11 protein-coding genes are annotated in these 11,295 nt (G+C 62.0%); 6 read left to right on the forward strand and 5 right to left on the reverse strand.

Going from position 1 to position 11,295, the window contains the following annotated elements; all coding sequences use genetic code 11:
• Window positions 1–15: 15 nt before the first annotated feature.
• Window positions 16–903 (reverse strand): LysR family transcriptional regulator, encoded by an 888-nt coding sequence (locus QM649_RS07775; protein WP_415198460.1) that lies wholly within the window; start codon window positions 901–903, stop codon window positions 16–18.
• A gap of 83 nt (window positions 904–986) precedes the next feature.
• Between QM649_RS07775 and QM649_RS07780 the strand changes: the two genes are divergently transcribed.
• Genes QM649_RS07780 through QM649_RS07795 form a run of 4 tightly spaced genes read left to right on the forward strand, consistent with a single transcriptional unit; the run spans window position 987 to window position 5,425 of the window.
• A complete protein-coding gene (locus tag QM649_RS07780; protein ID WP_415198461.1) occupies window positions 987–2,192 on the forward strand; it encodes an MFS transporter in 1,206 nt (401 codons plus the stop codon).
• Between the two features lie 35 nt (window positions 2,193–2,227).
• The gene (locus QM649_RS07785; RefSeq protein ID WP_415198462.1) at window positions 2,228–2,383 is read left to right on the forward strand and encodes a hypothetical protein; all 156 of its coding nucleotides are present in this window, start codon (window positions 2,228–2,230) and stop codon (window positions 2,381–2,383) included.
• 25 nt (window positions 2,384–2,408) lie between these two features.
• Window positions 2,409–2,759 carry a PadR family transcriptional regulator gene (locus QM649_RS07790; RefSeq protein ID WP_415198463.1) on the forward strand — a complete coding sequence of 117 codons (351 nt, stop codon included), beginning with the start codon at window positions 2,409–2,411 and terminating at the stop codon, window positions 2,757–2,759.
• Window positions 2,756–5,425, forward strand: a complete 2,670-nt coding sequence (locus QM649_RS07795; RefSeq protein ID WP_415198464.1) for an ADOP family duplicated permease — start codon at window positions 2,756–2,758, stop codon at window positions 5,423–5,425. Before QM649_RS07790 ends, QM649_RS07795 begins: the two co-directional genes overlap by 4 nt.
• 239 nt (window positions 5,426–5,664) lie before the next feature.
• Here the strand turns inward: QM649_RS07795 and QM649_RS07800 are convergent, their stop codons facing one another.
• Entirely contained in the window at window positions 5,665–6,210 is a 546-nt protein-coding gene (locus QM649_RS07800) for a carboxymuconolactone decarboxylase family protein (RefSeq protein ID WP_415198465.1), read from the reverse strand.
• Between the two features lie 246 nt (window positions 6,211–6,456).
• On the opposite strand from QM649_RS07800, the gene QM649_RS07805 reads away from it, so the two are divergent.
• Window positions 6,457–7,020: a TetR/AcrR family transcriptional regulator gene (locus tag QM649_RS07805; protein ID WP_415198466.1), complete on the forward strand. Its 564-nt coding sequence runs from the start codon at window positions 6,457–6,459 to the stop codon at window positions 7,018–7,020.
• 23 nt (window positions 7,021–7,043) lie between these two features.
• Here QM649_RS07805 and QM649_RS07810 read toward each other — a convergent pair whose 3' ends face one another.
• From QM649_RS07810 to QM649_RS07820, 3 genes are all read right to left on the reverse strand, one after another.
• The gene (locus tag QM649_RS07810) at window positions 7,044–7,433 is read right to left on the reverse strand and encodes a hypothetical protein (protein ID WP_415198467.1); all 390 of its coding nucleotides are present in this window, start codon (window positions 7,431–7,433) and stop codon (window positions 7,044–7,046) included.
• 318 nt (window positions 7,434–7,751) lie between these two features.
• On the reverse strand, window positions 7,752–8,870 hold the full coding sequence (locus QM649_RS07815; RefSeq protein WP_415198468.1) for an SIS domain-containing protein: 1,119 nt from the start codon (window positions 8,868–8,870) through the stop codon (window positions 7,752–7,754).
• Between the two features lie 345 nt (window positions 8,871–9,215).
• A complete protein-coding gene (locus QM649_RS07820) occupies window positions 9,216–9,920 on the reverse strand; it encodes an N-acetylmannosamine-6-phosphate 2-epimerase (RefSeq protein WP_415198469.1) in 705 nt (234 codons plus the stop codon).
• Between the two features lie 189 nt (window positions 9,921–10,109).
• Between QM649_RS07820 and QM649_RS07825 the strand changes: the two genes are divergently transcribed.
• Window positions 10,110–10,880 carry a GntR family transcriptional regulator gene (locus QM649_RS07825; protein ID WP_415198470.1) on the forward strand — a complete coding sequence of 257 codons (771 nt, stop codon included), beginning with the start codon at window positions 10,110–10,112 and terminating at the stop codon, window positions 10,878–10,880.
• Window positions 10,881–11,295 lie beyond the last annotated feature (415 nt).

The raw sequence follows: 11,295 nt of genomic DNA on the forward strand, positions 1-11,295 counted from the left end.
GTAAGCGGGGGGAGATCAGCGCCGTTTCGATTTCTTTCCGAGGATCGTGAGGGCGCGCTCCAGCAGGGGGAAGCGGTCGTCCCTGCGCCACACCGCCAGGGTAACGACGCCGGTGACACGCGGCTCCAGCGGGATCATGAGCGCGTTGCGCGGCAGGAAGCCTGCTGCGGATTCGGGGGCCAGCACGACTCCGAATCCGTTCGAGACGAGAGCGATCGCAGTCTGCACCTGCTCCACGGTTTGCGTCTTTGCCGGCAGTCCTCCGCTTTTGCTGAAGACGTTCGAGATCAGCTCGTAGAGGGCCTGCGAGGCCTGAGGCTCCGGCAGGAAATGGAGATCGTTTTTCAGCTCCGCGGGCCGAATGCTTTCGCGCCGCGAGAGAGGATGCGTCTTCGGGAGAACGACCTGCAGTTGCTCGCGGCCTATCTCCAGGCTGGCGAAGGACGATGGAACGAAGGCGGAGTGAAGGAAGGCGAGATCGATGGATCGCTCTTCGAGGAGATCGAACAGTCTCCGTGTCGGCTGTTCCATCAGTCTGAGTTCGGCGTGGGGCAGCTGCCTCGCCATGCTCTTCATAAAGCGAGGAAGCACGGAGAAGCTTGCTGTCGAGTTGAAGCCGAGCCGCAGGCATCCACTGTCGCCCGCCGATGCCCTTTGTGCGTCGAGGCCTGCGCTCTTCAACGCTTCCAGGATGGCGCGGCACTGCTCTAGAAACACTGTGCCTGCGGATGTCAGCGTGACCTTGCGGTTCGTGCGTTCGAAGAGGGTGACGTTCAGCTCTTCTTCCAGCAGCCGGATCTGGAGGCTCAGCGAAGGCTGGGCGATGCGCAGCCTCTTGCCGGCATTGCGGAAGTGCAGCTCCTCGGCGACGGCGACGAAGTAGCGGATCTGGCGGATTTCCATATGTCTTCGATGATAGGGAGAAATGCCGGTGTTGAGAGGGAATTGAGATCACTCTGCGATCAATTTTCCGCGATGCTTAACGTATGAATTCGTGTGTTTCGCAGCCGCCGGCAGCGTCGCGGCGATCTTCGGGCAACGCAGGTCGGCTGGGCAAGGCCGGCATCTTCACACTCCTGTTTGCCGCGACGTTCACGGTGATGGTGGGCAGCCTGATTACTCCAGCGCTGCCGGCGATTGCCGGGGAGCTGGGTTTTACGCGTGCGCCGGGATGGCTTGTGACGCTTCCCTCGCTGGGCGTCGTCTTGTTCAGCCCGCTCGCGGGCCGCATCCTTGCCGGTATTGGCGCGCGTGCGGCCATCCTCGTGGGATTGCTTGCCTACGGCGTGTTCGGCGAGGGCGCTGTGTTCCTGGCTTTCAGCAAGGTTGCGGTGCTGGGAGACAGGCTGCTGCTGGGAGCCGCAACGGCACTGGTGATGGCGGCGGGCACGATGCTGATCGCCGAGTTCTTCGATGGCGCCGAGCGCTTACGAATGATTGCCTGGCAGGGCATGGCCATCGAGGCGGGCGGCGTGGTGTTTCTCGCGCTGGGCGGAGTGCTGGGATCGCGTGGCTGGAGGATGCCTTTTCTGCTCTACCTGCTGGCGTGGGCCTGCCTGCTGCTGGTCTGGTTCTATGTTCCCCGGTCCGCGGCGATCGAGAGAGAGGTGAAGCCGGTGGCGGGAGGCATCGCGAACCTGCTCCCCTTCTGGATAGCTGCGTTCCTGGCGATGGCGATTTTTTTTGTCGCGTACATTACGCTGCCCATCACGCTGGCCTCGTCTTTCCATTTGAGCGAAGCGCAGACCGGCTACTTCATGGCCTTCATCTCGCTGGTTGCGGTCGGCTTCGCGGGATGCCTCCCGCGCGTGACGAGGGTCGTTCCCGCGCGTGCGGTGCTGCACCTGTCCTTTCTCTTTCTGGGGGCGGGCGAACTGATATTCGCGCACGCGCGCAGTGTGCCGGGAATGCTGCTCGGGGCCGTGGCTACCGGCGCGGGATTCGGCTTCTCGATCCCGCTGGCAAATCATCTTGTGCTGGAGACGGGCTCTCCGCAGAACCGGGGGCGCGACCTGAGTTCTCTTTCCATGGCCATCTTTCTTGGCCAGTTCGTCAGCACATTCGCGACAGTGCTGGGAGCGTCGCCGGCCCAGGAGCAATCGCGCGTGGGGATGGCAAGCCTCGGCATCGGCATAGTGGCGCTGGTGTTTTCGTCCGTATATCGACGCGGTGTCAGAGCGCGCGAGCGGTAAGTCCGAGCTTCGAGAGGTGCTGTCCGGGAAGCTGGATGGCTGAAGCTGTTCGGCGCGGATTGCTGCTTACAGGCGGCGTATCAAAGTTCAGAACCGCTGATCGGGGGGATAAGAACATGGTCGTGATGACCGAGGCCGGATTTTCGCCGATGCATTTTTATTTCTTTGAGGCCTTGACCTTCTACATATAGCGACGTATATGTAGAAGCGTTAGGCATGAAGACTCCAATCAAATTCGATCTTCCGCAGGGGACCCTTGACCTTCTGATCCTGCGCGTCGTGGCCCTGGGCCCGATTCACGGCTATGCCATCGCGCAAAGAATTCAGCAGATGTCGCAGGAGGCGCTCCAGGTTCAGCAAGGCTCGCTTTATCCTGCGCTGCATCGTCTCGAAAACAAAAAGCTTCTTGCTGCCGACTGGGGGCCATCGGAGACCGGGCGCGAGGCCAAGTTTTATCGCCTCACACGCAAGGGAAGATTGCAGCTTGAAAACGAGACTGCAAGCTGGGCACGGCTTACCGAGGTCGTGGGGCTGATTCTTCAAACTGCGGAGGGAGAGGGGTCATGAATTGGTGGCAGCGGCTCTTTAAGGTCAAGCGGATGGAACGGGAGCTGGATTCCGAACTCCGGTTTCACCTGGAGCAGCAGATTGCCGACAAGGTTCGTGCCGGGATGACGGAGGCAGAGGCGCGCCGCACCACGCGGCTGGAGTTCGGCGGACTGGCGCAAATCAAGGAAGACTGCCGCGAGAGCCGGGGCACCATGTGGGTTGCTTCCTTCCTGCAGGATCTCCATTTCGCGCTGCGCCAATTGCGCAATTCCCCGGGCTATGCCATCACTGCGATCTTGACGCTGGCCCTGGGTATCGGCGCTTCTACGGCCATCTTCGAGGTGATCGATGCAGTGCTCTTACGTCCACTGCCTTATCCCGAGCAGGAACGGCTTGTTTCTCCGATCATGATTTCGCGCACCGGGGGCACTCTTCCGTCGTCGTATTTGAGCTACCTGGATGAGCGTGCGCAGCAGCATACCTTTGAAGCACTGGCAGGCTACTCCGTGTTCGGTACGTTGAATCTGGAAGGGTTCAACGGGCCGGCGGCGCTGCGTGCTGTCAAGAGCACGGATAACTTCTTCAACGTATTTGGAGTCAAGCCGATACTTGGGCGCACGTATCTGCCTGGAGAAGATCAGCCCGGCAAAGATGATGTGACTGTGCTGAGCTATGAGGTCTGGCAAAACCATTTCGGCGGGCGAAGCGATGTTGTGGGGAAGGCGGTGCAGCTCGATGGGACCGCGTATACGATCATCGGAGTGATGCCGGCCGGTTTCCGCTTTCCGATGGGCGTGCGGAATGCGATCTACACTCCTCTGCATTTGAATCCGTCGTGGGCCAGGGCGCGGGGCATGCACTGGATGCGCACGGTTGGCCGCCTGAAGCAGGGTGTCACGATCGAACAGGCGCGCGCCGATCTGAACGATGTGATGGCCAATCTGGCCCGCGCATATCCGGTACAGGAAACGGGACACACGGTAGCGCAGCTGATGCCGCTCAGCGTAGCGGAAATCAGTCTCGACTCCTTTGGAAAGCGAACACTGGCCGGTCCGCTCGGCACGCTGGCCATGGCGGTGCTTGCGCTGCTGGCCATTGCCTGCATCAATATCGCTGGATTGCTCATGGCGCGCGGCATCAAGCGGCAGCGAGAGATGGCCTTACGCTCGGCTGTAGGAGCTACCCGCACACGCCTGATGCGTCAACTCATCAGCGAGAGCCTCGTGCTGTGCTTTGCCGGATTGCTGGGTGGTCTGCTGATTGGCTGGTCGCTTCTGAAAGCGATGAATGTCTTCCTCATTCACGCGCTGTCGCGTGGCTCCGACGTTCATCTCAACCTGGCCGTGGTCGCGGTGGCAGCAGCGCTTTCTCTATTGGCCAGCGTGCTGGCGTCGCTTTCCCCTGCCATACAGCTCTCCTCCATCGATCCCAATAGCTCGCTGCGGACAGGAAGTGCCGGCGCGGGCGTCGGGCGAAGCCAGCACAGGCTCCGGTCCGCATTCGTCATCACGCAGGTGGCGCTCTCGCTGGTTCTGCTGGTTATTTCGGGTCTGCTGATGAAGAGTCTCGAGGGGCTGCTTCACACCAACCTCGGTATTCATTCGAGCAGGATCCTGACCACGCACATCGATCTCTCGAAGGGCCACTATGCCGGGCGCGATCCTATCGAGACTTTCTATAAGCCGCTGCTGGACAGAGTCGCTCATTTGCCGGGAGTGCTGGGCGCAGGCGTTATCGACCTTCTTCCGGTTGAGGCCTGGGGAGACGGTTACGGCATTCACATCACGGGGCAGCCGCCTTATCCCTCCAACGAGGAAATGGGGGCGGAGACACGTTATGTCTCGACGGGATACTTCAACGCCATGGGGCTTCAGCTGGTAGATGGCAGATTGCTCTCTCCTTCGCTGGACAAGGCGGAGAACCTGTCCGGGACCATGGTGGTGAACCAGGCCTTCCAGCGAAAATTCTTCTCCCATGGCGGCGATCCGGTTGGCGCGCACATCGATGATGCTGCCAAGTCTGAAGAGAAGAGCAGCATTGTCGGGGTGGTGACCGGCGTCAGGCAGTCGCTGCGTGAGCCGGAGATGGCAGAAATGGACTGGCTCATGGACGAGATCGCGCCAAAAGACCGGTTGCAGAGCCTGAGCAGCATGGTATTGATCGTGCGCTCAAACAGGGATGTGAAAGCGCTTGTGCCCGATCTCCGCAACGCCATGCATGAAGTCGATCCAACGGTCCCGTTCAAAACCCCTGAGACCATGGACGAGGTAGTGAGCGAAAGTCTTACTCTCGATCGCCTGGAAGGATGGCTCTTCGGTATCTTTGCGGCGTTTGCTCTGATGCTGGCTGTCGTCGGGCTCTACGGTCTTTTGAACCATGAGGTAGAAACCCGCACCCGCGAGATCGGAGTCCGCATGGCTCTTGGCTCGACCCGCGTCCAGGTGACCAGGCTGGTTTTAGGTAAGGTCGTGCTGCTGATGCTCTCCGGGCTCGCCATTGGCTGGATGCTCACGCTCGCTTTTCAACGAGTGCTATCGACGGTGGTCGAGATTCATGCCGGGCAGGACCTGCCGCTCCTGGCCGGTGTAACTGCCTGCCTTGGATTCGTGGGAATCTTGTCGACTCTCATCCCCGTTCGCCGCGCGGCCTCCGTCGAGCCCGTGCAGGCACTGCGAACCGAATAGCCGGCTCGCGCGGAGATTGCCGAATTGCGGCATTCCGGCCAGCGCACGTATCCATCTGTGGGCGACTGATGCATAAGCATGGTCGGGGTGACTGCTGCGCTTGTGAGATAGCTGCTTCTCTGGGGATGGCGGTCCGCATGTCGTCGCGAGATTGTCCTCGGTGTGCGGGATGTTTCGCGTGAGAGTGCCGCTCCCCGATGCAGCCGGTGAGGTGCTGCCGGCCGCATCGGGGGCTGGGCTCAGGCGATTTCCTCATACGAGATTCTGGGGAAGTCGATGTCCACGTCCGTGGCGATGTTGAAGTAGTTGGTGAACACGTTCAGTGCCACATGGGCGATGATCTCGGCGATCTCGCCATCGGAGAAGCCTGCTTCGCGGACGGCGGCCAGGTCGGACTCACTCACCTGCCCCTTCGTCTCGAGCACGCGGGCGGCGAAGGCGAGCGCGGCGGTGTCGTGCGCGGTATCGCCGTGTCCGGTGCGGCTGCCTGTCAGCTGTTCCTGCCTGAGGCCGACCAGCTTTCCGATGGCGGTGTGAGCGGAGAGACAGTAGTTGCAGTGATTCTGCTGTGCAACCAGCAGGGCCAGCTGCTCGCGAAGCTTCGGGCTCAGCCTGCCGCCTGCGAGGCCTCCGCTGAAGCCGAGGTAGCCTTCGAGGACAGCGGGCGAGGCCGCCATGACCCGGGTCATGTTCGGGACCAGTCCCAGCTTGGCCTTGACTCCGTCCAGCAGTTCCTTTTCCTTGCCGGTCGCCTTCGCCGGATCGACAGTGTGGATGCGCGCCATATCGATTCTCCTTTTCGATCGCAACGAGGCGATCTATGCATAAGATACCAACCGTTCGGTAGGGATTCAGGAAAACACAAAAATCTTCGCCCCGCTCCGGAGACGCTGTGGGTGGCCGGTCTTAAATGTCTTTCGAGGGATGCGCTGCGGCGACTCCTGTTTCGGTTACTGCGGTTGCTGGATTTCAGGCGAATTCCGGGATGCCGGCTGAATCCCTACCGAATGATCGGAATCCAATTTGTATCTATGGCGCACCGGACTATCAGCGACGAAGCGTTTTTCGACAAGGCCCTCGATCTCTTTCGCACGTACGGCGTGGAGGGCGTCAGCCTGCAGCAGCTTGCCGAGGCCACGGGGCTCGAGAAGGCAAGCCTCTATTACCGCTATCCCGGCGGGAAGGAAGAGATTGTGCTGGCCGTTGCGCAGGGAGTCGTCGCATGGCTGCAGCAGAACGTCGTCGAGCCGCTTGCGGGCGACCAGCCGGCGCGGAAGCGGATAGCGATTGTGGCGGAGCATCTCCGGACGTTTTATGGCGGGGGAAAGAAATCCTGCGTGACCGAGATGCTTTCGATTCCGGGAGGGCCGGAGGCTCTGAAGGCAGGGCTCCGGGGCGCCATGCAGGCCTGGATCAAGGCATTCGCGGACGTGGCGCGGGAGAGTGGGCTGTCGCCCGCGGCGGCCAGGGCGCGGGCGGAGGAGGCGGTCATCCGCATCGAGGGCTCGCTGATTGTGGCGCGGGTTCTCGGGGATATTGCTCCCTTCGAGCGGACGATCAAGCTTCTGCCCGATCTGCTGACGGCGAACGCGTGATTGGGCAACGGCGCTGAGAGAGGTTATTGCCTCGACCTGGGGATGCGCCCGATGCGCGGGTCCTGCTTCAGCATCCATTCGCAGGCGTGGAGCGCTTCGGTCTCGAAGCCGGGGCTGTCGCTCGGGATGAGCAGCCAGTGCGCGATCTTGCCGCCGAGCAGCTCGATGCGGCGAAGAGATGGGAATGTGCGGCGCAGCCTGGGATCCGCGGGATCGGTGCCCTCGGAGAGCACGAGCCACATGCCGTTGTCCTGCGGGGATTTTTTGCTGTCGCGGAGCATGCAGACGATGCGGTCGGACAAGTAGACGGCAAAGCCGGAAAACATGGGCTTCACCTCGGGATGCGCGGGCGCAAGCGCGTCGAGGATGAATGGATACGGTGGTTTGCGTCCGGGTTTGCCGGGGCGGGGCATGTCAGGGAAACTTTAGCAGGGTCTTCTGTGTTGAGGGGACACGTCTCCTTCCCATGTCTCCTTCCCACGTCTCAGGAGCGAGACGTGGAGCACCCGGATTTTGCTGGTTGAAGGAGAGCTGCAGTTTCCTCCACTGCGCTTCGCTTCGGTCGGAATGACAGGTGGTGGTTTTCCGGGCTGGGAGTTCCATGTTCGCACCCCGGAGATACTTCACTTGTTCATCAAAGAAGAAAGGGGCCTGCCGTGATGGCAAGCCCCTTTGGTTTTGGGTGGGAGTTGACTCCACCCTGCGCCCTATTCCCTGTGCGCTATCTTTACTTACTCCGCGACGACGGCCTTGACCAGGTTGCGGGGGCTGTCTACGTTCACGCCGTGCTCGATGGCGGTGAAGTAGGCGAAGAGCTGGAAGGGCACCACTTCGAGGATGGGCAGCAGGAACTCGTCGACCGCGGGCACTTCGACGAAGTGCTTGGCGAGCGCGGCGGCTTCCTTGTCGCCTTCGTTCACGATGGCGAGGATGGTCGCGCCCTGCGCCTTCATGTCGCGCATCAGCTGCACGGTCTTCTGGTAGCGGAGGACCGAATCCGGATCGGCTTCGTCCTTGGTCGCGAGGATGACGAGCGGCGATTCGGCGGTGACCAGCGCGTTGGGGCCGTGCTTCAGCTCGCCCGCGGGGTAGCCCTCAGCCTGCATGTAGGCCGACTCCTTCAGCTTCAGCGCGCCTTCGCGAGCGATGGGGTAGTGGACAGCGCGGCCGAGGTAGAGGAACTGCTTCGAGTCCTTGAGGTCGGCGGCGATCTTCGCGATCTTCTCTTCCCAGGCGGGCAGCACGGCTTCGAGCACGCCGGGCAGGCGGTTCAGCTGCTCGAGGTGCGCGGCCACGGTCTGCGAGGTCATGCGGCCGTTGAGGCGGGCGACGTAGAGCGCCAGCAGGTTCAGCACGGTGAGCTGCGTGGTGTAGCTCTTGGTCGCCGGGACGGCCTTCTCCTTGCCGGCGATGGTCGGCAGGGAGGAGTCAGCCTCGCGGGCCATGGTCGATTCGGCGTTGTTGGTGATGGCGGCGGTCTTCAGGCCGCGGGACCGGGCCTCGCGCAAAGCGGCGAGGGTGTCGGCGGTCTCACCCGACTGCGAAATCACCAGCACGGCAGGGTCGTGCAGGGTGTGGGTGGAGCGGTAACAGTATTCGCTTGCGTACTCCACATCGACGGCCAGGCCGGCGTAGTCCTCGAGCATGATTTCGCCGGAGAGGCCGGCGTGGCGGCTCGAGCCGGAGGCGGCGATGACCAGGCGCTGACGGCCGCGGAAGGTCTCGGCAATTCCGGGGAAGGCCTCGGGGTCAAGCTGGCCGCCGGGGGCGTAGCGGGCAATGGTTTCGGCCAGGGCCTGCGGCTGCTCGTAGATCTCCTTCAACATTGCGTGCGGAAAAGTGCGGGACATAATTCAGCCTTCCTCGTGAGCTTCCATGAAATTTGATCGTTCCCGCGCCGCATCCGGAACCTTGCGGCCTCCGGTCTCGTACCCGCGGTCTAGGACTCTTGAACAGGCGGGGAGCCGGTGAAATGCAGGAATTCTTCTTCAAGGTACCATGATGTATAGACAAGTTATCCTTCGCGCGGGTACAAGAAGAAGGAAGCGGCGCACGGCGCACCCACAAGAATCGGATGGGATACACCTCCGACTGCCCTGCGGCCCACCGCCCCCCAGCATTGCTTGTTTTTCCTGCTCAGCTCAGAGTCTGTGTGCTTCACGGCACGCCGATCGATACGTGTAGAAATGCCTGTTTCAGCGGGATTCTTCATGGATGGCCTGACAAAACCGTGCAGTAATCGTCTCCGGACGGGTAATTGCCGAACCTACCACCACGGCCCATGCGCCGAGATCGATCGCGCGCCGGACCTCCTCCGGCCGGCTGATGTGCCCCTCGACGATGACCGGCACGCCTGCGCGCTCGACCATGGCCGAGACCAATTCCCAGTTCACCGCCCGCGCTCCGCGCGTTTCCGGAGTGAAGCCGTAGAGCGTCGTGGCCACGGCATCCGCGCCTGCGTCCACAGCGGCCAAAGCTTCGTCCAACGTGGCAATGTCTGCCAGCACCGGCTTCTCCAGCTCCGTATGTATACGTTTAACCAGCTCCGGCCAGGGTTCGGGAGCGGTGAGGCGGCGTGCGGTGCAGTCCAGGGCGACGACATCCGATCCGGCATCGGCGACCAGCTTTGCCGAGGCGAAGTCCGGGGTGATGGCGACTTCGCCATCGACATATTTCTTGAGGATGCCGAGGATCGGCTTTTCGGTCTCCGCGCGGAAGGCGGCAATCTGTTCGGCGCCGTTGGCGCGCAGTCCGGCCGCGCCGCCGCGCAGCGCCGAGATGGCCAGACGCCGCAGGGTATCGGTGTGATCGAGTGGATCGCCGGGTGCAGCCTGGCAGGAGACAATCAGCGTACCGCGAAGAGAAGCAGGGAAAGCAGAGTACGGAATAGCGTCCTCCATGCGCGCCGGCCTCGTCCTGTCGGCTCAACTGCCGGCCCGAAAACTGGGATGGATGTGCTTACCGTTCGATTTTAGTCGTACCGCAGTTTGAGTTGCACCGCAGTTCGAATACAGGCCGTATCCGTAAACCGGGGAAGAAGGATCAACGACGTGCCCAAGAGCCAGAACGCAGAGACACAGGATCACGACATGCAACTGCAGCCCCCCGCCCCCAAGCCGCTGCTCGATAAGAACGGCTTTATTCCGCTCTACTACCAGATTGAGCGCGCCCTTATGGAGCAGATCCAGTCGGGCCAGCTTTCCGAGGGCGATCCTCTCGCCAGCGAAGAAGAGCTCTCCCGCCAGTACCAGGTAAGCCGCATGACGGCGCGGCAGGCGCTGCACGGCCTCAAGACCAAGGGCTACGCCTTCAGCGAGAAGGGACGCGGCACCTTCGTCACCCGTCCCAAGCTGGACAAGAACATCATGCACCTGCAGGGCTTCACCGAGGACATGCGGCAGCGCGGCCTCAAGGCCAGCTCACGGCTGCTCGAGCAGGCGGTGGTCGAGGCGGTCGACCAGGAGCTGGCGGAAAAGCTGAAGCTCAAGGGCACGGACCGCGTCCTGCGCCTGCGCCGCCTGCGCATGGCCGACGGTATCCCCATGGCCATCGAGGAATCGAACATCCCGCTGATTCATTTCCCCGGACTCGAGCGGATCGACTTCTCGCAGAACTCGCTTTACCAGGCGCTGCGCGACCGCTATGGGGTGCGCGTGGGCTACGCGGACGAAACCATCGAAGCGCTGCACGCTTCGGCCGATGAGTCGGAGATGCTGACCATCCCGCGGCGGGCCTGCGTGCTCTCGATTACCCGCATCATTATGACGACCCAGGAGACGCCGATCGAGGCGGCCGTCTCGCGCTATCGCGGCGACCGTTACCGGGCGTCGATCCGCGTGCCGGTGACGACGATCGAATAGGCTGCTGCGCGTGGGGCGATTCGCCTTCGGCCGCGGCGCGTGGGGGTATTCCCACGTCTCAGAATCGAGACGTGGGGCACCCTGGTTTTTCTTCTTCTTTTCAGATTTGTCCTTTCGACCGGAGCGGCCGCAGGCCGCGCAGGGGAGGAACCTGCGGTTCTTCGTCCGATTTGGGGAGAACTGCAGATTCCTCCGCTTCGCTCGCGTTGCTCTCTTCGGTCGGAATGACAGGTTTGTTTTGGAGTTTGTGCTCATGGGTGAGGCGCCCGGATACTCGCCTGTTTGGGGAGAAACCGCAGGTTCCTCCACTCCGCGAGACGAAAAGCGTCTCGCTTCGGTCGGAATGACAGATCCTTCTATTGAGCCCTGAGCCCTGAGCCCTGAGCCCTGAGCCCTGAGCCCTGAGCCCTGAGCC

The organism is Silvibacterium sp., from assembly GCF_047605705.1.
In the GTDB taxonomy this organism is placed as follows: domain Bacteria; phylum Acidobacteriota; class Terriglobia; order Terriglobales; family Acidobacteriaceae; genus Silvibacterium.